Annotated in this window: 23 protein-coding genes; 10 read left to right on the forward strand and 13 right to left on the reverse strand. The window is 56.4% G+C overall.

Annotated elements, in window-relative coordinates; all coding sequences use genetic code 11:
• Window positions 1-113: 113 nt before the first annotated feature.
• Window positions 114-2,804 carry an aconitate hydratase AcnA gene (gene acnA / locus ACR0MJ_RS03045; RefSeq protein ID WP_170512889.1) on the reverse strand — a complete coding sequence of 897 codons (2,691 nt, stop codon included), beginning with the start codon at window positions 2,802-2,804 and terminating at the stop codon, window positions 114-116.
• Window positions 2,805-3,030: 226 nt separating this feature from the next.
• Here acnA and ACR0MJ_RS03050 point away from each other — a divergent pair, with 226 nt between their 5' ends.
• Entirely contained in the window at window positions 3,031-3,732 is a 702-nt protein-coding gene (locus tag ACR0MJ_RS03050; protein WP_170403201.1) for a DUF1223 domain-containing protein, read from the forward strand.
• Here the strand turns inward: ACR0MJ_RS03050 and ACR0MJ_RS03055 are convergent, their stop codons facing one another.
• From ACR0MJ_RS03055 to purB, 4 genes are all read right to left on the reverse strand, one after another.
• Entirely contained in the window at window positions 3,733-4,656 is a 924-nt protein-coding gene (locus ACR0MJ_RS03055) for a lysophospholipid acyltransferase family protein (protein ID WP_170396406.1), read from the reverse strand. It lies immediately after the preceding gene.
• Window positions 4,657-4,741: 85 nt separating this feature from the next.
• Entirely contained in the window at window positions 4,742-5,818 is a 1,077-nt protein-coding gene (locus ACR0MJ_RS03060) for a flagellar motor switch protein FliG (protein ID WP_480760272.1), read from the reverse strand.
• An 84-nt stretch (window positions 5,819-5,902) separates the two neighbouring features.
• Window positions 5,903-6,445, reverse strand: a complete 543-nt coding sequence (locus tag ACR0MJ_RS03065) for a hypothetical protein (RefSeq protein WP_170403198.1) — start codon at window positions 6,443-6,445, stop codon at window positions 5,903-5,905.
• A 380-nt stretch (window positions 6,446-6,825) separates the two neighbouring features.
• Window positions 6,826-8,130, reverse strand: coding sequence for an adenylosuccinate lyase (purB, locus tag ACR0MJ_RS03070; protein WP_170396410.1), 1,305 nt, complete (start codon window positions 8,128-8,130; stop codon window positions 6,826-6,828).
• Window positions 8,131-8,218: 88 nt separating this feature from the next.
• Here purB and ACR0MJ_RS03075 point away from each other — a divergent pair, with 88 nt between their 5' ends.
• From ACR0MJ_RS03075 to ACR0MJ_RS03095, 5 genes are all read left to right on the forward strand, one after another.
• A complete protein-coding gene (locus tag ACR0MJ_RS03075) occupies window positions 8,219-8,551 on the forward strand; it encodes a hypothetical protein (RefSeq protein ID WP_170396412.1) in 333 nt (110 codons plus the stop codon).
• A complete protein-coding gene (locus ACR0MJ_RS03080) occupies window positions 8,548-8,970 on the forward strand; it encodes a DUF6314 family protein (RefSeq protein WP_170422260.1) in 423 nt (140 codons plus the stop codon). Before ACR0MJ_RS03075 ends, ACR0MJ_RS03080 begins: the two co-directional genes overlap by 4 nt.
• Window positions 8,971-9,045: 75 nt before the next feature.
• Entirely contained in the window at window positions 9,046-9,633 is a 588-nt protein-coding gene (locus ACR0MJ_RS03085) for a biotin transporter BioY (protein WP_480759130.1), read from the forward strand.
• 139 nt (window positions 9,634-9,772) lie between these two features.
• Complete coding sequence (locus tag ACR0MJ_RS03090; RefSeq protein WP_170403186.1) at window positions 9,773-10,330, forward strand: hypothetical protein; 558 nt, start codon at window positions 9,773-9,775, stop codon at window positions 10,328-10,330.
• A gap of 10 nt (window positions 10,331-10,340) precedes the next feature.
• Window positions 10,341-10,691: a hypothetical protein gene (locus ACR0MJ_RS03095; protein WP_170403183.1), complete on the forward strand. Its 351-nt coding sequence runs from the start codon at window positions 10,341-10,343 to the stop codon at window positions 10,689-10,691.
• Window positions 10,692-10,746: 55 nt separating this feature from the next.
• Here ACR0MJ_RS03095 and ACR0MJ_RS03100 read toward each other — a convergent pair whose 3' ends face one another.
• Window positions 10,747-11,961, reverse strand: coding sequence for a bifunctional alpha/beta hydrolase/OsmC family protein (locus tag ACR0MJ_RS03100; RefSeq protein ID WP_480759133.1), 1,215 nt, complete (start codon window positions 11,959-11,961; stop codon window positions 10,747-10,749).
• Between the two features lie 460 nt (window positions 11,962-12,421).
• Entirely contained in the window at window positions 12,422-13,765 is a 1,344-nt protein-coding gene (dddP, locus tag ACR0MJ_RS03105; RefSeq protein ID WP_480759135.1) for a dimethylsulfonioproprionate lyase DddP, read from the reverse strand.
• Between the two features lie 124 nt (window positions 13,766-13,889).
• Here dddP and ACR0MJ_RS03110 point away from each other — a divergent pair, with 124 nt between their 5' ends.
• Window positions 13,890-14,633 carry a heme-dependent oxidative N-demethylase family protein gene (locus tag ACR0MJ_RS03110; protein WP_480759137.1) on the forward strand — a complete coding sequence of 248 codons (744 nt, stop codon included), beginning with the start codon at window positions 13,890-13,892 and terminating at the stop codon, window positions 14,631-14,633.
• A gap of 36 nt (window positions 14,634-14,669) precedes the next feature.
• On the opposite strand, the gene ACR0MJ_RS03115 is transcribed toward ACR0MJ_RS03110, so the two are convergent.
• From ACR0MJ_RS03115 to ACR0MJ_RS03135, 5 genes are all read right to left on the reverse strand, one after another.
• Window positions 14,670-15,569, reverse strand: a complete 900-nt coding sequence (locus ACR0MJ_RS03115) for a hypothetical protein (RefSeq protein ID WP_480759141.1) — start codon at window positions 15,567-15,569, stop codon at window positions 14,670-14,672.
• 197 nt (window positions 15,570-15,766) lie between these two features.
• On the reverse strand, window positions 15,767-16,561 hold the full coding sequence (locus tag ACR0MJ_RS03120; protein WP_480759145.1) for a lytic murein transglycosylase: 795 nt from the start codon (window positions 16,559-16,561) through the stop codon (window positions 15,767-15,769).
• 68 nt (window positions 16,562-16,629) lie between these two features.
• A complete protein-coding gene (locus tag ACR0MJ_RS03125) occupies window positions 16,630-17,277 on the reverse strand; it encodes an MSMEG_1061 family FMN-dependent PPOX-type flavoprotein (RefSeq protein WP_480759149.1) in 648 nt (215 codons plus the stop codon).
• A gap of 128 nt (window positions 17,278-17,405) precedes the next feature.
• Window positions 17,406-18,812, reverse strand: coding sequence for a type I glutamate--ammonia ligase (glnA, locus tag ACR0MJ_RS03130; protein ID WP_170396436.1), 1,407 nt, complete (start codon window positions 18,810-18,812; stop codon window positions 17,406-17,408).
• Window positions 18,813-18,845: 33 nt separating this feature from the next.
• A complete protein-coding gene (locus ACR0MJ_RS03135) occupies window positions 18,846-19,184 on the reverse strand; it encodes a P-II family nitrogen regulator (RefSeq protein ID WP_170396438.1) in 339 nt (112 codons plus the stop codon).
• 169 nt (window positions 19,185-19,353) lie between these two features.
• Between ACR0MJ_RS03135 and ACR0MJ_RS03140 the strand changes: the two genes are divergently transcribed.
• The 3 genes from ACR0MJ_RS03140 to tig all read left to right on the forward strand — a co-directional run bounded on the left by ACR0MJ_RS03140 (window position 19,354) and on the right by tig (window position 23,878).
• A complete protein-coding gene (locus ACR0MJ_RS03140; RefSeq protein ID WP_480759152.1) occupies window positions 19,354-20,937 on the forward strand; it encodes an NAD(P)H-hydrate dehydratase in 1,584 nt (527 codons plus the stop codon).
• Window positions 20,938-21,237: 300 nt separating this feature from the next.
• On the forward strand, window positions 21,238-22,362 hold the full coding sequence (locus ACR0MJ_RS03145) for a porin (RefSeq protein ID WP_480759155.1): 1,125 nt from the start codon (window positions 21,238-21,240) through the stop codon (window positions 22,360-22,362).
• A 184-nt stretch (window positions 22,363-22,546) separates the two neighbouring features.
• On the forward strand, window positions 22,547-23,878 hold the full coding sequence (tig, locus tag ACR0MJ_RS03150; protein ID WP_170396960.1) for a trigger factor: 1,332 nt from the start codon (window positions 22,547-22,549) through the stop codon (window positions 23,876-23,878).
• A gap of 95 nt (window positions 23,879-23,973) precedes the next feature.
• On the opposite strand, the gene ACR0MJ_RS03155 is transcribed toward tig, so the two are convergent.
• Window positions 23,974-24,828, reverse strand: a complete 855-nt coding sequence (locus ACR0MJ_RS03155) for an acyl-homoserine-lactone synthase (protein ID WP_170396444.1) — start codon at window positions 24,826-24,828, stop codon at window positions 23,974-23,976.
• Between the last annotated feature and the right edge of the window lie 7 nt (window positions 24,829-24,835).

Here is a 24,835-nt window from a genome sequence, read left to right on the forward strand (position 1 = left end):
ATGAAATTCCGAAGACTGTCTTGCCCAACAGTTTCAGATTTTTGAATAAATGGCCAGAAAACAAAACCCCCGGCGCAGGGCCGGGGGCTGAGGTTGGATATCAACCTGCTGATTTATGACGCTTTTGCGAGATTGCGCAGCACGTATTGCAGCACACCGCCGTTTTCGATGTATTCGATCTCGGGCGCGGTATCGATGCGGCACTTCAGGGTGATCGTCTTTTCGGTACCATCTCCGTAAATGATGGTGCAGGGCACTTCCTGCAGGGGCTCAACTGAATCCAACCCGTGGATCGATACGGTCTCATCACCCTTCAGACCCAGTGTCTTGCGGGTATCACCATCGGTGAATTCGAACGGTATGACGCCCATGCCTACCAGGTTTGAACGGTGGATGCGCTCAAAACTCTCGGCGATCACTGCCTTGACGCCAAGCAGAGCTGTGCCCTTGGCCGCCCAGTCGCGTGACGAACCTGCACCGTACTGTTCGCCGCCAAAGACGACCAGCGGGGTGCCTTGCTCCTGATAGGCCATCGATGCTTCGTAGACCGAGGTTTGTTCACCATCCGGGCCTTTTGTATAACCGCCTTCGACGCCATCCAGCATCTCGTTCTTGACGCGGATATTGGCGAAGGTGCCGCGCATCATGATCTCGTGGTTGCCACGGCGTGAGCCATACGAGTTGAATTCGCGCGGCTGAACCTGACGATCGGTCAGATACTTCCCTGCAGGTGTCGTTGTCGCAAACGAACCGGCGGGCGAGATATGGTCGGTGGTGATCATGTCGCCCAGGATCAGCAGAACTTTTGCACCATCGATATTCGAGATCGTGCCCGGCTCAGGCCCCATGCCTTGGAAATAGGGAGGGTTTTGAATGTACGTTGACGTCGGTGGCCAATCATAGGTTTCCTGTTGCGGAACCTCGACCTCCTGCCATTTCTCGTCGCCCTTGAAGACATCGGCATATTTCGACTGGAACGCCTCGCGGGTTACGGTTGCCTCAACCAATTCGGCGATTTCGCTTTGGGTCGGCCAGATGTCTTTCATGTAGACATCGTTGCCGGCCTGATCCTGTCCAATCGGTTCCGAGGTCAGGTCGATGTCCAACGTACCAGCCAAAGCATAAACCACCACCAGCGGCGGTGAAGCCAGATAGTTGGCGCGCACGTCGGGCGAGATGCGGCCTTCAAAGTTGCGGTTGCCTGAAAGAACCGAAGTGGCAACAAGATCGCCTTCGGCAATCGCTTCGCTGATTTCCCTTTGGATCGGACCTGAGTTGCCAATACAGGTGGTGCAGCCATAGCCAACAAGGTTGAAGCCGATCTTGTCCAGATCTTCCTGCAGACCCGCAGCTTCCAAGTAGGCGGACACAACCTGCGAGCCGGGCGCCAATGAGGTCTTTACCCACGGTTTGCGATCCAATCCCAGCGCGGCGGCTTTACGTGCAACGAGGCCCGCGCCGATCATTACATACGGGTTCGACGTGTTGGTGCAGGAGGTGATCGAGGCGATCACGACTTTGCCCGATTCCATGCCGTAGTTTTCGCCTTTGACCTCTATTTGTTTGCCCATCGGGCGTTTGAAGGTCTCGGCCATTTCCTTGGTGAATGCGGCCTTGGCGTCGGTTAGTGCGACATAATCCTGCGGCCGTTTCGGGCCCGAGATCGCAGGAACAATTGTGCCCATATCCAGCGACAGAGTGTCGGTGTAGATCGGCGCGTAATCGGCATCGCGCCAGAAGCCGTTTTCCTTGGCGTAGGCCTCGACCAATGCGATGCGGTCTTCGTCGCGTCCAGTATTGCGCATATAGCGCAAGGTCTCGCCGTCAATCGGGAAGAAACCACAGGTCGCGCCGTATTCGGGGGCCATGTTGGCGATGGTTGCGCGATCGGCCAAGGGCAAGCGGTCCAGACCTTCGCCGTAGAATTCAACGAATTTACCAACCACGCCTTTCTCGCGCAGCATCTCGACGACTTTCAGGACAAGGTCAGTTCCCGTTGTGCCTTCGACCATCGAACCGGTCAGTTCAAAGCCCACAACCTCGGGGATCAGCATCGAGATCGGTTGACCCAGCATCGCTGCCTCGGCCTCGATCCCGCCAACGCCCCAGCCCAGAACGGCCATGCCGTTGACCATGGTGGTGTGGCTGTCAGTACCAACAAGTGTATCGGGATAAGCGACTTCTTCGCCGCTTTGGTCCGTGTCCGTCCAGACGGTCTGCGCCAGATATTCCAGGTTTACTTGGTGGCAGATACCGGTGCCGGGAGGCACGACGCGGAAATTGTTGAACGCGTTCTGACCCCATTTCAGGAACTGATAGCGTTCCATGTTGCGCTCATATTCGCGGTCCACGTTCATCTGAAACGCGCGTGGGTTGCCGAACTCATCAATCATGACCGAGTGGTCGATGACCAGATCGACCGGGTTCAGCGGGTTGATCTTTTGCGCGTCCCCACCAAGGCCCTTGATGCCGTCGCGCATCGCTGCCAGATCCACCACGGCCGGAACTCCGGTAAAGTCTTGCATCAGAACCCGGGCAGGGCGATAGGCAATCTCACGTGGGTTCTTGCCACCGTTGGCACCCCATTCGGCAAAGGCTTTGATGTCATCGACGGAAACCGAGAACCCGTCATCTTCGAACCGCAGCATGTTTTCCAGAACCACTTTCAACGCGGCAGGCAGATTCGAAAAATCGCCTAAGCCTGCTTCTTGCGCGGCTGGAATCGAATAATAGGAAATGGATTTGCCATTCACGTTCAGGCTGCGGCGTGTCTTGGCGGTGTCCTGTCCGACCTTGATGGGCATCTGTGGCCTCCCTCTCAAATGACTTGGAATACGGGCTTCGCTAAGGGTTATCTGCATTACCACACCAGTTGTTTCAAGGTGAAACGGGCAGTTTGGGTGGTTTTTTGTATACCATTGCACACATTTTGTCGAAAGCTTGTGTCTGAGGTCTCAAGAAACCTTGATTGGCAGTTTATTCGGTTCCGACTTAAACCTTTCAGGCAATCATCCTCTATCGAGAGAAAACATGCTCAGATCAGTCGCTGCGACCGCGTTTGTTTCACTCTTTCTTGCTGCCCCGGCTCAGGCGCAGGATGATCCGGTGGTGGTCGAACTGTTCACCTCGCAGGGGTGCTCGTCCTGCCCGCCAGCGGACCGGATCATGCATGAATTGGCCAAGCGGGATGATGTAATCGGTCTGGCGTTGCATGTGGATTATTGGGACTACATTGGCTGGAAAGATGAATACGCCAATCCCGACCACACCGATCGTCAGCGCGCCTATGCACGTGAAGGCGGGCGGACGATGATCTACACGCCGCAGATGGTTGTGAATGGGCAGCAGGATGTGGTTGGGGCCAAGTCAATTGAACTGAACCGGCTAATCGATGCACACCTGGCTGCGCCGCCGGAGGCCGAGGTCAGTGCCACGCGTACTGCGAACGAAGTATCCATGAATGTCGTTCCGATCGAGTTACCAGACGACGAAACCTATGATGTTCGGATTGTGCAGTATTCGCCGATGCGTCGCACCTCGATCCGGCGTGGCGAATTGGCCGGACATGATCTGGATTATGCAAACGTGGTCGAGAATTGGCAGATTGCCGGTCGCTGGGATGGCCAAACACCGCAGAGTTTCACCGCAACATTGTCATCGGAATTGCCTGCCGTTGTTCTGATCCAGCGCAGTGGCCATGGTCCGATCGTGGCCGCAGCGCGGGTTAAGTGATCAGGGCATATCCTTTGGCTGGACCCCCAGTCCCCTCCAGGACTTCCAGCGCCGATGAATCCAGAACCATTGTCCCATGTGCTGACGCACCATCGCTTCCAGGTCGTCATTGGTGAACTGGGTCATGGTTTTGGCATCAGTATGCGGGACCGGGTCGTGTAGGACGATCTCAAAATCGATCCCGTTGGGTTGGCGCACTGCATAGCAGGGGATCAGCACAGCCTTGTATTTGATCGCAAGTTCCGCGTTCAGCACCGAGGTGACGGCGGGTTTGCCGAAAAAGGTCAGCTCCTCACCACCATGCGCATGCAGGTCGGATACAATGGCAATGATGCCTCCGCTTTTCAGTGAACGGACCATTTCGACCATACCTCGGCGGCCCTGTTCGAACATGGGCGACCCGGTCTGATAGAATGCCTCGACATACATGTCGTTGAAATATGGATTTGCCATGCGGCGATAGAGGCTGCCGATGGGTTTACCGCTACGCGCCTGCAGCGCGACCCGCGCGGCCAGATAGTGCCCGAAATGCGCAGTGATCATCATCACTGGACGCCCTTCCGCCACGGCGGCATCAAATGCTTCGACACCCGAGCCCGATACTTTGGCCTTGCTTTGTCGCTCGATGAAACCGTCGGCTGAAAAATGCTCCATGATCGCGCGCCCGGCATTGTCAGGCACGGCGCGGCAGATGCGTTTGACCTCGGCCTCGGGCAGGTCTGGGCAGGTGAGTTTCAGGTTGCGGCGCACGCGGGTTCGAAACCCGACAATAGGGGCAAGCCAGCGCACAATCGCGCCCATCGCTCCGATGCGGCGCTCATATGGCAGCAGGCGCATGCCGCGGATTACGCCGGTCAGAAACAGGTTGGCGACGTAGTATTTTCCAAGCTCAAATCGGCTTAGTTCCGACTTTTCGACGGGCATGGGGAGAGACACCTGAGCGTTGTGAACTGCGCGACGAGACATACAGGCCCCATCGTGCGATCACAAGTGGTCGCGCCTTGCCGGACTATTCTGCATTCTCCTCCGCCTCGACCAGTGCGATCGCGCCCTCGTCCAAAAGCGCGCGGATGGCTGCAACGATCTGCGACATCGCATCTTCACTGTCGGATTGTTTGACCTTGCCACGTTCGGCCATTTCTTCCCGTAAGTTTTCCGCCATGCGAGAGGACATGTTGGCTAGGAAGAACTCGACCGTGGCGAGGTCATCGTCGCTATTGGCTCCGGCCAACGCCGTGATGAGAACGGGTTGATCCACACCGCGCAGAATCGCTGGAACATCGCGGGGTTGGATGCGCGAGGGCACATGCGAAAAGATGAAGATCGATTGCCGGACGGTATCCGCAAAATCGGCGTCTTCTTCGTCCAACGCGGTCAGCAAACCATTACGCGTCGCCGCGGCTGACTGGTTGAGGATCGCGCCCACACGCTCACCCGGCCCATCCCGAAAGGCGGGCTCGGGGCGTTGATCCAGCTGAGCGGCCAAGGACCATCCGATCCGCTCAACCGCCTCGGGCGTCACGTTGGCCGTTTTCGAGACTGCATAAGTTATCCGTCGCGCTGTGGGGCCGGGCAGGTGGCCCAACAACTGGGCAGCCTTGGCGGTTTCGAGTTTCGACAGCATAACGGCGGCGACTTCTGTGCTTTCAGCTTTGGCCATTTCGGCCAGATCTTCTGAGGGTACTTCGCGCAAACGCTGCCATGGGTCACCGATCTGCCTCACGCCAGCTACCTTGCGCAGCCGGGCGGCGGTGGCTGGGGCGATCTTGCCGTTCACCGCGTCCAGAGCACCGGCTAGCCCATGTGGAAATGCAAGCCCTACGCCATCCAGCGCATCGGCAAATTCCTGTGCGACGGCGGCCAACGTTACCCGGTCAACCAACCCCATCTGTCCAAGTTGGTGGGTAAGTTGTTCCTGCAGTGAATCGGGAAGCTCTTCCAACGGGATATCCGCCCCCTCGTTCAGCAGCAGCCGAACCACAACCGCGGCTTTCTCTCGGTTGCTGAGGGCGCGCGGCACAACACGTGGCGCATCATTGTCTTGTTCAACGACCGGGGTTTGCGTGCCCGGCGTCATCTGCACCATTAGGTTCGTGTCCTGCATCTGCCTGCAATGCCTCATTCGCGTTGCAGGCAGAATATAGAGAGTCGGGTAAAGAAACCCTGAAACTCAGTAGCTATATGTCAGCCCTGTTCTGATCGCTTCGCGCAGCGATGTCTCAGCCCATGTGCCTTCGCCACCACGCGCCTTGATCTCGCGCCATTGTGCGATGGCCAACTCGGTCTTGCCCTGGGTAACAAATCCCTGACCCATGTAGCTGCGGGCGAGGATGTTGTCGGGGTTGGATTCAATTGCTTTCTGGTAAAATGCGTCAGCCAGTTTCAGCTCACCCATCTTGCGATAGGTGAATCCCCAATAGGTCTGCACCCGATCATCATCTTGATCCATGATACGCAGAATGCCCTGAGCATTTTCGTACTGCCCGTCGTAAGCCAACTCGCGCACGGCATCATACAGTTGGTCTTCGGTGAAATTTGTCTTGTTGGGTTTGACGCAGCGCCCGGCTGCCTCGTCATAAACGCGGCCAAACAGGCATTTCTTGGTGGTGTTGGTGGGCTTGGGCGGGCTGCTGTCCCCACCACCCGCAGCGATGGCCATGGGCGCGAAGGTAAAGGCCTGAAGAGCGATGGCCGAGGCTAGTACAAGACGCATTTTCCTACTCCGTTGTCAAAGAGACTTGTTACAATCATAGCTTGATCTTCAAAAAAGCTAACGATTGACTGATCGCTTTTATTCACAAGCAGGAAATAAAAATGTCAGCTATTGACGATTTTCATGCAGCTTTGGCTTTCGCTGTCCCAAATTGTGCCTTCAGCACAGGACTGGGTTTGCTTGGTGTTACCGTTACAGGCAAATCCGGCGGTGCCCGCACAGATAAGAGCAATTGCGCATAGAGCAGTTCGTAGCATCGAGTTTTCCTTTCGCGGAAACTGTGCCAACAGATTAACCGATTTTTGCCAATCTGGCAAAGACACAAGGCCCGGCTGCATTGAGCAAGCCGGGCCAAGTTTTTAGCACTGTTTGAGTTTGAATTATTCGCCGAATACGCGGGCGAAAATCGTATCTACATGTTTGGTATGGTAGCCGAGATCGAATTTCTCTTCGATTTCTTTCGGGCTCAGCGCGGCGGTGACATCAGCGTCGGCCAACAGTTCCTCTTTGAAGTCGGTGCGATGCTCCCAGACTTTCAGTGCGTTGCGCTGAACCATGGCATAGGCATCCTCGCGGCTTACACCGGCTTGGGTCAACGCCAACAGCACTCGTTGGCTCATAACAAGACCGGGGAACTTGTTCATGTTCTCGATCATGTTCTCGGGGAAGATCAGCATCTTGTCGATTACACCGGTCAATCGCGCGAGTGCAAAGTCCAGCGTGATAGTGGCATCCGGCCCGATCATGCGTTCGACCGAGGAATGCGAGATATCGCGCTCGTGCCACAGCGCCACGTTCTCCATCGCCGGGATCACGGCCGCACGCACCATGCGCGCAAGACCGGTCAGGTTCTCGGTCAGGACCGGGTTCTTCTTGTGCGGCATCGCCGAGGAACCTTTCTGTCCCATCGAGAAGAACTCGGCACCTTCCAACACCTCTGTCCGCTGCATATGGCGGATTTCGATAGCGATGTTTTCGATGCTGCTGGCGATAACACCCAGTGTGGCGAAGAATGCGGCGTGACGGTCGCGGGGAATGACCTGTGTGCTGATCGGTTCAGGCACCAGACCCAGCTTGTCGCAGACATGCTCTTCAACCTGCGGGTCGATATTCGCAAACGTCCCGACCGCGCCGCTGATCGCTCCGGTGGCGATTTCCGCGCGGGCATCGCGCATCCGGGACAAGTTGCGGTCCATCTCGGCATAGAAGCGGGCAAAGGTCAGGCCCATCGTGGTGGGTTCGGCATGGATACCGTGGCTGCGACCGATGCGAACGGTGTCTTTGTGCTCGATCGCGCGGCGTTTCAGGGCAGCCAACAGACCTTCGAGGTCTGCAATCAGCAGGTCGGCGGCGCGGGTCAGTTGCACATTGAAGCAAGTGTCCAGCACGTCCGAGGAGGTCATGCCCTGATGCACGAAACGAGCTTCCTCGCTACCCACATGTTCGGCCAGATGGGTCAAGAAGGCGATGACGTCGTGTTTGGTGACGGCCTCGATCTCGTCGATACGGGCGACATCAAACTCCACATCCTTGGCTTTCCACACGGCCTCGGCGTTTTCACGCGGGATCACGCCTAGATCGGCCATGGCGTCGCAGGCGTGCGCCTCGATCTCGTACCAAATGCGGAACTTGCTCTCGGGTGACCAGATGGCGACCATATCGGGGCGTGAATAGCGGGGAATCATTGGCGGCAGCACCTTTTTATGATTGGGATGAGGCGTTGGCGCGGGGTTTAGCCGCGCATTGACCAAGGAACAAGGCGCGAGTGCTGGGATGAGACGGTTTGCCCTGATTTTATTGCTTTGGCCCGGATTTGTGGCCGCCGACGAGTTTCAGCAACTGACGGGTGATGAGATTCTGATGGCGCTTGCTGGCAAGAAGCTCGACTATGGCGAGGGGATCACCCAGACCTTCGATAGCAATATGCAAACGCAGTACTTTTCAGGCCGCCCAAGTTCGGGACGATGGGCCGTTCGTGATGATCGCTATTGCTCGGTCTGGCCGCCTTCGGATTTCTGGGCTTGTTATGATGTTGAGCAAAGCGGTGAAACCATCCGGTTTGTGGATGATTCAGGCAATACAACTGACGGAATCTATTTGAAGTGAGCCTGCCCAGAAATATTTATGATTTCCAGGGGGTTTGGGACCTGAGCCGCCTCATCCGGGACGAGCGTGCAGGCCAGATCATTCAGGCCGAGGGTAAGGCAGAGCTACGGCAAGATACCCAAGGGTTGGTCTATGATGAGACGGTCACGCTGCGTGTTCCGGGGCAGCCTGCAATGACGGGAACGCGTCGATACCTTTGGCGCGACGCCGGTGATCGGATCGCTATCCATTTTGATGATGATCGGTTTTTTCACGCACTCAAACTTGGCCAAACCCGCGTCAAGGATCATCACGATTGCCCGCCGGACAGCTATGATGCAGACTATGATTTCTCAGGATGGCCGCGCTGGACAGTCCGCTGGACTGTATCAGGACCGCGAAAATCCTATGAAATGGAGACCAAATACGCGCTGCGATAGCGTAATCATCTTGCAGCAACGGCCCGGAACGGGCATTGCTGCATGTGCAAATAAGTCCGAATGTGGAGAAATGAGATGAACGCAAACGTACTGGCCAATGCTTTTGGCCCGCGTGAGGGGACGGCGCTGCGCGTCAAGCAGGTGGTTCTGGTTGCCCTGGGTATCGTTGCTCTGGCTGTTGCAGCCAAAATCAAAGTGCCGATGTGGCCGGTTCCGATCACCATGGGCACATTCGCCGTTTTGACCATCGGCACCGCTTATGGCGCGCGCCTTGGCCTGATCACGATGCTGGGTTACCTGCTGGTTGGTGCTCTGGGCTTTGACGTGTTTGCAGGTTCCTCGGCCGAAAAATACGGCCTGACCTACATGATGGGTGGCACCGGCGGCTATCTGGTCGGTTACCTGATGGCGACCATTCTGCTGGGCGCACTGGCCGCGCGCGGCTGGGATCGTTCGGTCGGCAAGCTGGCGCTGGCGCTGGTACTGGCCAACGTGCTGATCTACGTGCCGGGCCTGCTGTGGCTGGGTCAGCTGTATGGCTGGGACAAGCCGATCCTGGATTGGGGTCTGACACCGTTCCTGCTGGGTGACGCGATCAAGCTGGCGCTGGCCGCTCTGCTGATCCCTGGCCTGTGGAAGCTGCTGGGCGACGCACGCACCTGATAGCGCGCTCTTGCGCAAGATACACCCGCGTTCGGAGCTTTCCGGACGCGGGTTTTTTATTGTCTGCAGAACAGGATACTGGACAAAGTCAAACTGCATGGGCAACCTGACATCAGAAAACTGATCAGGTTATTGAGATATGCGTATTTTGTTAAGCTTGGCGCTTGCTGCAAGTGCCGTGACTTGGTTGGCTGTAACGCCTGTGCAAGCTGACACACCGGTGACCTACACCGATGAAGGGCGCGCCCTGTTCCGCTTTGAGGTTCCCGACTTTTGGGCATTGCGTACCGGTGGCCCGCGTGAAATCGAGGATACCAATCTGGGCGATGCCCGTGCGGTTTCGCGCGTCATGGGGATCAGACCGGTGACCGACGATAATGTCTGGATGGGCTTCGTCTCACCATCACGGGTTTCCAGCATTCAGGGCGGGGTGCGCTATCTTGAGGATATCGACAAATTCCTCGTCAAGGACCCGACGGTGACCAGCACCAGTGATACAAGGATTGGTGGGAGGCCTGCGCATGTTATCCGCGGCACCGGCAATCGGGATGGGCGAGGCGTAAACTTTACCGCCACTGTGATCGACCTGCCGCGAGACCGTGTTGCGATTGGGGTTGCGATCCTGCGTGACGGGGCCGACCCGTCTTATGTTGATGCCTTGAACGCCGTTTTCGCGTCGTTCCGGTCTTTGCAGTAAGGAGGCTCGGATGACTCGCAAACTGTTAAAACGGTCTGTTCTGGCGCTGGGGTTGGGTACTGCAACGTTTACATTGTCCGCCTGCGATGGCGTGTCCGTCGGGGTGGGGTATGGCGTTGGGTATGACCCGTTCTACGACTCGATGCTGTGGAATGATTACTACCACGACCGTAACGTGAATGTAGATGTTGACATAAACCGCCCAGACCGGCCCGACCGCCCCGATCGACCGGTTCGTCCGAACCCTCCACCGCGGCCAAAGCCACCGATCGCCAAACCGCCGTCGCGTCCGCATCCCCCGGTGGCGCGTCCTCCGACGGCACGGCCACCAATTCACCGACCCTCACCGAGGCGCCGTTAGAAAAAGGGGGCAAAAGCCCCCTTCAATCATTATCATAAGCTGACAAAGGTGGTTTTTAGTCCAGCAGCTCAGTCGTGATATGGGCCGAGCCTTCAAGGGTTCGGTGCACGGGACATTTATCTGCGATCTCCAATAGCTTAGCACGTTGCGCGGCATCCAGCGGCCCTTGTAGCCGTATCTTGCGGCGGAACTGATCGACCTTGCCATCGCTGGCCAGTCCGGCGTCCTGGGCGTGTACCTTGTCGTGGCAGACATCGACGGTGATACCTGTCAGCGGCCATTTCTTGCGCCGCGCATACATGCGAATGGTCATCGAGGTACAGGCGCCCAATCCCGAGGACACAAATCCATAAGGGGACATGCCTCGGTCCGTTCCTCCGTACGAAGCGGGCTCGTCAGCGACCGCATGGTGGCGCGGGCCGGACTGGATGTCTTGCAGGAACCCTGCCGGGTCTGCCTCGGTCACGCGAACAACACCTTCCGGGGCGCCGGGTGGTGGGGCGGGCGGGCACAGTTTGACGTATCGCGACACCCAAGCCGCAATGACATCCGCCGCGTAATCCGCATCAGCGGCGCGTGTGATCAGATGGTCGGCATCGTCCAGCGTGACAAAACTTTTTGGATGCTTCGCAGCCAGAAAGATGGTGCTGGCGTTGTCAATGCTGACCGTGTCATCGCGCGGTGCGTGCAGGATCAGAAGCGCTGCTTTCAAATCTGAAACGGCAGGGCTAAGCGCGGCCTCTGAAATGTCATCGACAAAAGCTTTGCCAATTCGGAACGGGCGACCGCCAAGCGAAACCTCTGCGCTGCCTTGCGCCTGAATCTCGGGCAGGGCGGCCTCGAAATGGTGTGATACGTGGCCCGGGTCAGCAGGCGCACCCAATGTGACGACCGCCTTGATCGACGGTATGCCAGCGCGTGCGCGCAGTACCGCAGCGCCGCCAAGTGAATGGCCAATAAGCAGGGCGGGGGCCATGTTGCGGCCGGACAGGTAGTGCGCTGCAGCGATCAGATCTTCGACATTTGAGGTGAATGTCGTATTCGCAAACTCTCCATTCGAGTGGCCAAGGCCTGTAAAATCAAACCTGAGCACGGCGATGCCCATCGCCGCCAAACGCGCCGAAATGCGCCGTGCGGCAGGTATGTCCTTAGAGCAGGTAAAGCAATGCGCAAACAAAGCCGTTGCCAGTACCGGCCCGTCCGGCAGATCAAGGCGCGCGGCCAATTGGCTGCCGTCGTGACCGGCGAAAGTAATGCGTTCGGTGGGCATGATGAATCCTTGGTGGTCCAGGTTTCGACAATACTGTGTGCTGTGTGCGGTTCTCTCAACCCCTGTGTCAGTGGCGTAACAGGAAGGTGAGGGGGTGGGACCACGTAGCCCTTGGCGCGTCGCATCAATGCATTGTTGGGGTTGGTATCTGAACAATCAAAAAATGTGATGATAATTCGGATAAACATTCATTTTACTTATTTATACTTGGACCCCAACTTGCAATCATCCTTCTTATCCAAAGCAGAGGTCAAAATGGCACATACAACATCTGCACCGCTAAGCCCGACACTCCACGCCGGAGTTCTGTTGGCAATTCTCGTGACTGGCGCAATTGGTTTTGCACTGGGACAAAGCTGGCCGCTGACGAATACGTCTGAGGACACGCCAACTCTCACAGCGCCTGAGGATTGGCACGGTAATGTCAGACGGTCCCACTGGTCAAACTAGGCGATAGCGCTTAGCCAGACCCCATCAACTGTGCGTCGAACGGATACTTCGTGAGGTTTTCATAGCCGTCTTCGGTGATCAGCACCTGATCTTCCAGCTTGATCGAGAAATCGCCGCCAACCTCGCCAACTGCCGCTTCGACGCACAACACCATTCCGGGTTCAAGTGGATAATCATAGGATCCCTCGACCGCCTTGTCGGGATAGGCTACCAAGGGCCATTCATCGCACAATCCAACTCCATGCATCAGGCAGCCGTATTTCTGTGCCTGAAACTTGTCATCCAGCCGATGGGCATTCGCAGTTAGTTCCGGGATCATGACGCCGGGCTTCAGCATTTCCATATTGGTCATGATATGCTCATGCGCGTGCTGCATGGCATAGATCATGTCGGGGCGCGGTTTTTGATCGCCGATCCACCAGGTTCGTGAGATGTCGACGCAAATGCCGTAAGACCCGATCAGGTCGGTATCGAACGCGATGATTTCATTTTGCCGCGTGATGCGCGGGCCGCATTCCTGAAACCAGGGATTGGTGCGCTGGCCCGAGGCAAGCAAGCGGGTCTCGATCCATTCACCACCGCGCCGGATGTTTTCAGCATGTAGCACTGCCCAAATGTCATCCTCGGATGTCTTCCCGTCTCCGACATTGACACGTGCGAAGCGCTCCATTTCGGCCACTGCGGTCTCGCAGGCGTGGCTGGCGCAGCGCATGGCGAGGATTTCGTCTGGGCCTTTGATGGCACGGGTTTTCTCGGTAAGCTCTTCGCCCTCCATCACCTCGAACCCCTGAGCCTCAAGCGCGCGCAGGCCGTGCAGCATGATCTTGTCGACACCCAGCCGCATGTTGCCGCCGCCGTGTTCTTCGATCAGGGCGCGCACCTCGTTTGAGAACACATCTGCGGCAACGTCAATCTTGTCGCCCCGGTCGAAATAGAACAGATCGGCGCCCGAGCGCTGCTCGCGCACCAGCGGGTTGAATTTCGACAAGAACGGAGAGTTCTTGTAGTCCCAGATCACCATATACCCGTCAGCGCAAACCAGAACGGCCCGGAACGGGTTATGGGTGTTCCACAGCTGCATGTTGGTGCTGTCAGTCGCGTAGCGGATATTCAGGGGGTCAAACAGCAAGATCCCGCCCCAATCGCGTTGCACGATGGCCTGAGTTAGGCGTTTCCAGCGAAATTCACGCATCCGCTCCAGATTGGGCAGGCTCAACCCAGCTGCGGCCCATTCGTCAAAGGCAAGCTGTGTCGGTCCGATCTCGATCCTGTCGTTGTCGTTCGGAGTTCCGTCCCCGAGTGTGGCGCCTTTGGTCGGGTCGATCTTGCGGGTGTCGCGATATGGTGTGTTCACGGCTGGACCTTTCTGCTTGCCTGCTCAACCTGCAAATCCAAACGCGCCACGTCTTCCAGGTTTGCGACCGTCTTCTGGTCGCTTTTTGACCGACAGAACCAGAGCAGGGTGCTATGCCTCGACTATGACCGTGATACTACAGCAAGCCATTCCATATGATCCACTCGCGCCAAACCCGCTGCCCGGCATCAAGCCCGCAGACCCAAGGGACTGGCTGCATCGCGACGATGCGTTTGCTGCCCAGATGCAACGACGTGCCGCGCTGATTGCGCAGCAAAAATCGGACGTCCTGGCGCAAAGCCCCGAGGCGTTGCTACCCGCGCAGGAGTTGCTGGATCTGGTCATTCAGCAAGCCTATCCGAATGCCTCCGATCACGTTGTACGGCCAGACGGCATTAGGGTCGAGGTTGATCGAGATCGTCCGCTGGAAACGCTCGGTCATCTGGTGCAAGAGGATTTCTGCATTCTGCAGAAACACGGGGATGAGCATGTTCTGACGGGCGCGATCCTGTGCTTTCCCGCAAGCTGGATGCTGTCCGAAAAGTTCATGCGCCCGTTGATTGGGATCCATGAGCCGGTTGACGCCTACGACGCCAATATTGCCCGCAGAGTTCAACGTTTGTTTGATGGCATTCAGCCCGACCGACCGCTTTGGCGATTTAATGCGCTTTGGTACCATGATGCCGAACTGTTCCAACCGCGCAGTCTCATGCAGCGGCGCACGCCAGAGGACGAAAATTCGGCCCGATTTCTGCGCAGCGAACGTCAGACTCTTTTGCGTTTACCAAAGACACAGGCCGTGGTGTTCGCGATCCACACTTATGTAATGGCCGCTGATCAGGTCCTAAAAATGGAAAACCCCGCCTGACGGCGGGGCCTCCAAGGAGGGTCTTGGGTAATTTGGTTACATGCCGAGCGCGTTGGCGACCTCGGCAAAAGCATTCGTTGCGTTCAGGCCAAAAATCGCTGTGGTAAAGGCCAGAACCTGAGTGTTGAGGCGAAAATCCTCACCCCGGATCAAATTGACTGCGGCCAAGGACATCGCAATGGGGGTCGATATACTTGCGACAGCGCCGGTCATGCCCCAGCTGGTCAGTCGCAGAATGTCGCTTGGACGTTCCGTTTCGTCCGCGGACTGCGCATTGTCAGTTGTCACAGGGGTCTCGGTGCGGAATGCGATGCTGAGCAATTGGTCGTCGCTTAGTTTAATCGGCCGCGGCTTGGTGTGTTTTGCCTGAGCGTACTCCGCGTCTGGATCAGGTAGGTCCAGCCCCGCAAACGGGCCGCTGACCGCTTCGAAAATCTGCTTGCGATTCCGTGCGTTGCGCGGTGCGATTGAATCAAAGGCGCTCATGAATTGTTCGATGGTCAGAACCGTTTTGGGCGACAACCACTCGACTCGGCGGGTGGTGCAGATGTCGACCATTCGGTACAGGATGACCACAAGCATCAACTCGGATATCTCACTATCATCAAGCAGTTTTGACACTGGACAAATCGAGATCGTCAGCCTGTTAACCGGCGGCGTCACCGCAGCACGCGGCATAGTTTTGAGACCAGCGGTTCGATCCATCCGCTCATGGTGATTGTGATCTACTTGGGTTGGTTCCGAGTCCAATGTCAGACGCACGAGATATTGGCTGCTGACGATACTGGCCTCCGATGCGCTAAGAAGCGTCTTGCGCTCGACCAGATGGCCATAGTCACCCAGCGTCGTCGAGACGACCTCGCACATACGCTCAAGCGCGCCATGTGCCGACCCGTCAAACTGGAGCCCACCGTGGTAACTATGCTTTGCAGTCACAGCATGTTCCTTTGCTGTCATAATCTTCACAACAAATTAACAGGCGAAATGGCGCAAATTTTGACCAAAATGGAAAAAAGTCGAAATATTCCAAGATTGATTACGCTTTGGAAACCAAGAAAATCGGGGTTTCCTTAAATCTATGTGGCAACAATGTGGCCGAATTCAGGTGCTCTGACGTCAAGCCTATGACTGCCCTAGTTGTCGATTCGCGCCGCCATGATTGCAATGGATTGCTGGTAGACCGAGGCCGCATTCCATTGCTGTATGACCGCAAAATTCGGCTCTCCGGGTTGATAGCCGCGACCGAGCTTCCACCCTTTCTTACGTAGAAAATTCGCGGTCGAGGCAAGCGCGTCGGTCATGTTATAAAAATCGACCCGACCATCGCCCGTGGCGTCCACACCATAGGTCAGGGCATTGCCGGGCAGAAACTGTGTATGCCCCAGCTCGCCATGTTTTGCCCCTTTTGTCGCCATCGTAAGGGTACCTTGGTCAACCAGTTTTAAGGCGCCGATAGCGTGCGGGATGAAGAATTCGGATCGGCGACAATCATAGGCTAATGTCGTGATTGCGGAAACAACCTGACTATCTCCCATGAAACCTCCAAAGCCGGTTTCCATGCCGTGAATGGCAATTAGCACACCCGCCGGTACGCCATATTGACGCTCGAGCGCGGCGTAAAACTGCGGATTGCGAGCTTTGCGCTTGCGCCCTTGCGCAACGATGGTGTTTGCCCCGCGCACCTGCATGAATTTCTCCAATGAGTATTTAAAGCTCTTCTGATTGCGATCCGCGGCAATCGTACGTGTTGCATATTGCGTTTGTGCGAGCGCTTGCAGACCCTTCTTTTTCACACCCGCTCGTTTGGCGGTTTTGGCAAAGTCGGCTTTCCAGGCCTCAAACCCGCTGCTGGTATTCCCACAAGGGGCGGACAGTGCCACCGAGGGCAGAAGGAACGCGAGTGCAGCGTAAAGGCGAAGACGAGGCATAGAGGAAATCCGAGTGCAAAAAAAAACTACGCTCAGCCTAAGCCGAGTTCGACCTACCGCAAAGTGCTTTAATAGAGATCAAGCTCGTCTGTGCCTTTCAGGGATTCGAACCATTCATCCGGGGTTTTGTCGATCTTGGCATGTTTGACCATCATCGCGTTCATATTTGGCAGACTGGATGAGTCCGGCCATTCATCGGGTTGCCACAGGTTTGATCGAATGATGCATTTGGGACAGTGCGCAAAGACGGTTTCGACATGGATCAACAGGGCCAGCTTGGGCACGCGTCCACCAACGGCCATGTTTGAAAGAAGTTCGGGATCTGCGCTAATTCTCGCGGATCCCCGCAGGCGCAGAGTTTCCAATTTTCCGGGGACAAAGAATATCACGCTGACGCGCTGATCTTTCAGCAAATTATGAAACGTATCCACGCGCTTGTTCCCGGGCCGGTCCGGGATCGTAATCATCGAGTTCGAGAGCACCTGCACAAACCCCGCAGGATCGCCACGAGGCGAAATATCGAGATGCCCATCGGGATTGGCCGAAGCGATCAGGCAGAACGAGGACATGCCGATGAAGTCTCGACACATCTCATCAAGTGCAGGCAATTCCTTTGCAATGATCTGCGGCAAGGGTTGCCCGCAAATGCGTTCCAGATCTTTTTCCGAGGTTACAAGTCCTGAATACTCAGAAAAGGGTTTGTCGCTTGCGGGCATGTGCTCTCTCCGCCTGATGTTGAGCTCAAATTTTGAAAGATCATCATCGATCCGTCAAATCTCGCGGAGATACAGAAAAAGGGGCGCCCGATGGGCGCCCCCTGAGAATTTTCGTCGAAAATTCTTAATCAGCAGCTGTAGTACATGCCGTACTCAACCGGGTGAGGTGTGTGCTCGTAGGTTTCTACCTCTTCCATCTTCAGCGCGATGTAGCCGTCAATCTGGTCTTTGGTGAACACGTCGCCTTGCAGCAGGAAGTCGTGATCAGATGCCAGCGCTTCCAGAGCTTCGCGCAGGCTGCCGCAGACGGTCGGGATGTCGGCCAGTTCTTCGGCAGGAAGATCGTACAGGTTCTTGTCCATGGCTTCGCCCGGATCGATCTTGTTCTTGATGCCGTCCAGACCGGCCATCAGCAGCGCGGCGAACGCCAGATAGGGGTTTGCGGCCGGATCGGGGAAGCGGGCCTCGACGCGCTTGGCTTTCGGGCTTTCGGTCCACGGAATACGCACGCAGCCTGAACGGTTGCGGGCCGAATAGGCGCGCAAGACGGGGGCTTCGAACCCTGGGATCAGACGCTTGTAGCTGTTGGTTGCCGGGTTGGTGAAGGCGTTCAGCGTTTTGGCGTGTTTCAGGATGCCGCCGATAAAGTACAGCGCCTCATCAGACAGGTCGGCGTATTTGTCGCCCGCGAACAGCGGCTTGCCGTCTTTCCAGATCGACATGTTCACGTGCATGCCGGTGCCGTTGTCACCTGCGATTGGCTTCGGCATGAAGGTCGCCGATTTGCCATAGGCATGTGCAACGTTGTGGATCACGTACTTGTATTTCTGCAGCTCATCGGCCTGCTTGGTCAGGCTGTCGAAGATAAGGCCCAGTTCGTGCTGACAGGATGCAACCTCGTGGTGGTGCTTGTCGACCTTCATGCCCAGACGCTTCATTGTCGACAGCATTTCCGAGCGCAGGTCCTGCGCTTCGTCAACGGGGTTTACGGGGAAGTAACCACCTTTGACGCCCGGACGATGGCCCATGTTGCCCATCTCGTATTCGGTGTCGGTGTTCCACGATGCATCAGTCGCATCAACTTCGTAGGATACCTTGTTGATACTGTTCGAGAAACGAACGTCATCAAAGAGGAAAAATTCGGCCTCAGGACCCATATAGGCCACATCACCAATACCGGAAGCCTTCAGGTACGCTTCGGCTTTCTGAGCGGTGCCTCGCGGGTCACGTTCATAGGCTTCACCAGTGTCAGGCTCCACAACCGAGCAGTGCAGGCAGATGGTCTTTTCCGCATAGAACGGATCGACATAGGCGCTGTCGGTGTCGGGCATCAGTTTCATGTCGGAAGCTTCAATCGACTTCCAGCCCGCGATGGACGAACCGTCGAACATAAAGCCCTCTTCCAGGAAGTCCTCATCGACCTGATCGGACATGATGGTGACGTGCTGAAGTTTGCCACGCGGGTCGGTAAAGCGGATGTCGACGTATTCGGCGTCTTCATCACGGATCAGCTGAAGAACTGCGTCCTTGCTCATACTATTTGTTCCTCTGATTTGAAGATTGCTGTGTTACAGGGCTTCCGAACCGGTTTCGCCGGTGCGGATACGAATGGCTTGTTCGATAGGTGAGACAAAGATTTTTCCGTCCCCGATCTTGTCGGTCTTTGCGGCGCTAACGATGGCTTCGATCGCTGCGTCAACCTGATCATCATCCAGCACGACCTCGACCTTTACCTTGGGTAGAAAGTCGACAACATATTCTGCGCCGCGATAAAGTTCGGTGTGACCTTTCTGGCGACCAAAGCCTTTCACCTCGACCACGCTGAGGCCCTGGACTCCCACGTCTTGCAGCGCCTCTTTCACTTCGTCCAGTTTGAACGGCTTGATGATCGCTTCGATCTTTTTCATTCCGGCTCACCTTGTATGGTTGTCTCGATGGCAATGATCACGTCTAAGATCGGGCGGCAATGGAACTGCGAATTTGGTCGCCTTGTGGTGCTGCGAAATCGTGCAACGGGTTAAATTTTGATCGATGTGCACAAAATGTAATCAGAATTGAATCGCGTGAGGGCGCAATATGGCAGAGTTGCTGACAGCGGCACAGATGCGGACGATCGAAAAGTCCGCGATTGAGTCCGGTGACGTGAGCGGGCTGGAGCTGATGGAGCGGGCGGGGCGCGGTGTTCTTCAAGCCGTATTTGAAGAATGGCTAGAGCTGCAGCGGGGGCCAGCCCCCGCACCCCCGAGGTATTTGGGGCCAGATGAAGAGGATCCGCTGCGTGCGGTAATTCTTTGCGGGCCAGGAAATAACGGGGGGGATGGATTTGTTGTTGCACGCTTGCTGCGGGAGCGCGGCTGGGAGGTGGCGGCATTTCTTCTTGGTGATCCGGCGAAGCTGCCACCAGATGCGCGTGTGAATCATGACAGGTGGGGCGAATTGGGGGAGGTTCACCCATTTTCCGAAGTGTTTGCCGCGCATCAAGGGGCTGACCTTTATGTCGATGCGTTATTCGGGACGGGCTTACAGCGACCGCTTGAGGGTGATGTTCTAAAATGGGCAGAAATGACTGCCTCGGATCCAGCCATCGCCGAAAAGACAGTATCCGTTGATATGCCGTCTGGCCTGTGTTCCGATAGTGGGCGTGAGCTGGTCCCGGGGACCGCGACGGTTCAGGCCAGGCTCACGGTATCGTTTCATACTGCAAAGCTGGGGCATTATCTGGGGCTGGGGCCGGTCAGAAGTGGCCGATTGGTCGTCAAGGACATTGGTTTGGAGGAGGGAGTTCAGGGCGCGGTCAAACTGGTGACCACCCCTGATGCTGATTTTTCGAAGGCAACTGCCTTACACAAATATGCGCATGGGCATGCCTTGATTATTAGCGGAGGTGCGGGGGCAACCGGCGCGGCAAGGCTGGCGGCACGTGGTGCATTACGCATCGGGGCCGGATTGGTGACGCTGGGTGTTCCACCCTCGGCTCAGATGGAGGTTGCCAGTCACATCACTGCGCTGATGCTGCAGCGGGTCCAGAGCGGCGATGATCTGATGGAAGTCCTGATGGATGCGCGGTTGAATGCACTATGCCTCGGTCCTGGTTTAGGGCTGGCGCGTGCGCAGGAGCTGGTTCCTGCGGCGCTGGCCTTGGGGCGTCCCGCAGTGCTGGACGCGGATGCTTTGACGGCGTTTGCTGATGCGCCAGAGGTGCTGTTGGACATGCTCCATGACAGATGTGTTCTGACACCGCACGGGGGCGAGTTTGCGCGATTGTTCCCGGAGATCTCCGAAAAGCTCTCGATCAAGCCGGGCAGAGGGCCGGCTTATTCCAAAGTGGATGCCGTGCGTGAGGCGGCCAAGCAGGCTGGCTGTGTGGTACTATACAAGGGCCCCGACACGGTGATTGCTGCACCGGATGGGCAATGTGTGATCAATGCGGCGCTGTTTGACCGGGCGGCGCCCTGGCTGGCGACAGCAGGGTCGGGCGATGTGCTTGCCGGGTTCATAACGGGGCTACTGGCGCGGAGCTTCAACCCGATGGCTGCAGCCAAGGCCGCAGCTTGGTTACATGTGGAATGCGCCAGGCTATTTGGGCCGGGGTTGATTGCTGAAGATCTGCCGGAACAAGTGCCAGCGGTATTCGCACGGCTTGAAATAAATGGGTCATAGGCAAATATTGGCCGATCGCGGGTCAAAGCGGCAATGTTTCGCCTTATGATTTACCTGTGCGCATAACGGGTGTTTGCAAGCTGCAACACGCAGCGCAAGAATTGTCTTGCAGGTTAGCAGGGTGCTGCTTTCGAACTAGGCCAAAATATTGATTATAAAACGCTTTCCCTGAAGGCCCCCGCTTCCGCCTGTGGCAGAAATGCAATGCCGGGCTAATAAGCTTTAGCAATCATTGGAACCGTTAATCCAGGTGCGCATATCGGCAATATCAAAAAAACTGACCCATCTATGGTGAATGACATGACAGTGAATTTTAAGCTGACTTCGATAGCAGCGGCGCTTGTCGCAACAACGGCAATCCCCGCCGCCGCCGAACTGAAATACGAAAACAACACGGGCGGTTATGTCCTGCTTTATGGTCAGTTGCACCCGGCCTTAATCTCGGTTGACGACGGTGAAGAGACCGAAACGCGCGTTCTGGACAATGACCTGTCAAACAGCCGCGTCGGTTTGGAACTGTTGCAGCCCTTCGGCAACAACGATTTCACCTTCCGTTTTGAAACCGGGCTTGGTCTGCCGAGCTCGAGCGAGTGGAACCAGCTGGGCACAGATTTCAGCGGCTGGACGCGTGAAGATATCCGTCACGCGGATTTCGCACTTGCCGGTGACTGGGGTAAATTCTCGGCCGGTCAGGGCAGCATGGTGGCCGATGGCGCTGCCGAAGTGGATCTGTCTTACGTCGGAACCGCGCTGTATTCCTTTACCAACGATGAAAATGGCGGGTTCTTCTATCGCGGTACTGACGGTTTTCTGAGCGACATCACCGTTGGCGATTCCAGCAGCAACTTTGACGGTGCGCGCCGTGGCCGCGTTCGGTATGACACGCCGGAGTTCAGCGGTTTTAAGGCCGGCATCGCCTATGGTCAGAACATTCTGTCCAGCAGCGATGACGATGACTATTACGATATCGGCCTTCGCTATAACAACACCTTCGGCGGCGGGGTTGAATTTGCAGCGGCGGTTGCATACTCGGTGCGCTCGGCTGACGATGGATCGGGGGACCGCAAGGATACGATCGGGTCGGCCTCGGTTATGCTGCAAAACGGCCTGAGCTTCACCGTAGCCGCCGGTACGCGGGACAATGACGCGGATGGTGCGTCTGACCCGAACTACTTCTACGGCAAGATTGCCTATGAGGATCGGTGGGTATCCTGGGGTAAAACCGGTATCGGGATCGACTATTACTCGGGCTCGGACTTCGTAAATGACGGCTCCAGCACCGATGCTTGGGGCATCGCTGTTGTTCAGCGTATCGACAGCATCAATACAGATGCATATCTGAAATACCGCAATCACGATTTCGAAGATGGCGCTTCGTTCGACAACAACGAGGCGTGGGTGCTGGGGGCCCGCTGGAGGTTCTGATTTCTCAGCTTTCGATGATCGAACGCTCCGGCCTGTGCCGGGGCGTTTTTTCGTCTGTAATAGGGGTAAAACCAGCCTGAAAGGGCCTTTGCCTCTTGCACGCAGGCGGCTGTGCAAATAGAAGGCGTCAAATTTGCCCGGCGCGCCCGTTTTGCGCGCCCCGAATCCTATGGGGACTACCAAAATGCAGGTTACCGAGACGCTGAACGAAGGTCTGAAGCGCGGCTACAACATCGTTGTGACCGCAGCCGAGCTGGACGACAAGGTCAACGAGAAACTGACCGAAGCGCAGCCCGAGGTTGAAATGAAGGGTTTCCGCAAAGGCAAGGTGCCGATGGCTCTGCTGAAAAAGCAGTTCGGCCAGCGCCTGCTTGGCGAAGCGATGCAAGAAACCATCGACGGTGCGATGAACAAGCACTTTGAGGACAGCGGCGAACGTCCTGCTTTGCAGCCCGAGGTCAAGATGACCAACGAGGACTGGAAAGAAGGCGACGACGTAGAAGTTGCGATGTCCTACGAAGCGCTGCCCGAGATTCCGGAAGTTGACCTGAAATCGGTCGAACTGGAGAAGCTGGTTGTCAAAGCGGACGACGCAGCCGTGGAAGAAGCGCTGAACAACCTGGCTGAGACCGCGCAGAACTTCAAAGCGCGTCGCAAAGGTTCGAAAGCCAAAGACGGTGACCAGATCGTGTTCGACTTTGTTGGTAAGGTTGACGGCGAAGAGTTCGAAGGCGGTTCGGCTGAAGATTACCCGCTGGTTCTGGGCTCGAACAGCTTCATCCCCGGCTTTGAAGAGCAGTTGGTTGGTGTGAAGGCCGAGGAAGAAAAAGACGTCAACGTCACCTTCCCCGAAGAATACGGTGCTGAGCATCTGGCCGGCAAAGACGCCGTTTTCACCTGCACCATCAAAGAGGTGAAAGAGCCGGTCGCGGCTGAGGTCGACGACGAGTTGGCCAAGAAATTTGGTGCCGAAGATCTGGCTGGGTTGAAGGCACAGATCGCCGAGCGTCTGGAAGCCGAATATGCTGGTGCGTCCCGTGCAGTTATGAAGCGCGCTTTGTTGGACGTGCTGGACGAGAAAGTCTCGTTCGACCTGCCGCCGTCACTGGTAGAAGCCGAAGCCAAGCAGATCGCACACCAGCTGTGGCACGAGGAAAACCCTGACGTTGAAGGTCACGATCACGATCCGATCGAACCAACCGACGAGCATAACAAGCTTGCCGAACGCCGCGTGCGTCTGGGCCTGCTGCTTGCCGAACTGGGCCAGAAGGCCGAGGTTGAAGTGACCGACTCGGAAATGACACAAGCGATCATGAACCAGGCGCGTCAGTACCCGGGCCAGGAGCGCCAGTTTTTTGAATTTGTGCAGCAGAACGCCCAAATGCAGCAGCAGCTGCGTGCGCCTATCTTTGAAGACAAGGTTGTCGACTACGTCTTCGAACTGGCTCAGGTTGCGGACAAAGAAGTCAGCAAGGACGATCTGCAAAAAGCCGTTGAGGCACTGGAAGAGGAATAATCCTCTTCCTTCCCCCATTAGGGGTCAAAAAAAAGCGGAGCCGTCTCGAATTAGACGGCTCCGCATGGGTGGCTTTGTACTATGAGGTGAGGGGGTCAGGCCTCATGAGCAAAAGCACGGGGGGTCTGTAACAGAGCGGTCTTCTGCTCTGGGGTGAATGTGTCGGACAGCGCTTCGATCAGTTTCAGCACTGCCTGCCTTTCTTCTTCCGTCTTGGCCGCACTCATCTGTTCGACAAAGTACTTCTCAAGATCGGTGAGCGGCTTGTGGTCACGATTTGCCGGGCTGAGTTTGGCGGCCTTTTTGGCCTCGAAGAACTCCAACGCCTTTTCTTCTTCGATAAAGACATCGTGGTGAATGTCTGCGAATTCGCGAAGACCCGAAATCCTTTCTTCTGTGCAATCCAGCAACGCCGCCATGGCCGGTACCTTGCCCATCGGAACGGTTTCGCCCACATAGTCGTAAGGCGCACAGTTCGAGCGTTTGAGAACGCGGTTCATAACCGGGTCAATCACGGTGATGATGTCCTGGATACCCGCACTACGGCAGTATTCCAGAGATCCGATCATCAGCTCACAGGTCGCGTAAGAAACCGAGTTCTTCTCTTTTCCTCGGGTCAGTCGCTGCGTGTCGACGCAGAAGCGGGTGGATTCCCACATGGTCGCGCTGCGCATCGGCGCTTCGCCGCATAAGATATCCGAGAACACATCTGAAAGCATGTGCGGGCCGGTGGTCTGGAGTGCACGTACTGCGGCTACGACGTTCCCCTCATCGTCGAGACCAATTACGTATGCAGGATCCAGGTGATCGAACTGATCGATTTCCTTGCCGTCTTCGATGTGGACGTCCCATCCAAGTCGTCCACCAAAAACCCGAGCGCGCAGTTCGAACATATCGTCAAGAACTTCGGTGAACAGATGTCTGTTCAGCCCATCAACTACCAAAATCATGTTAACC

The organism is Ruegeria sp. C6 (assembly GCF_056537625.1).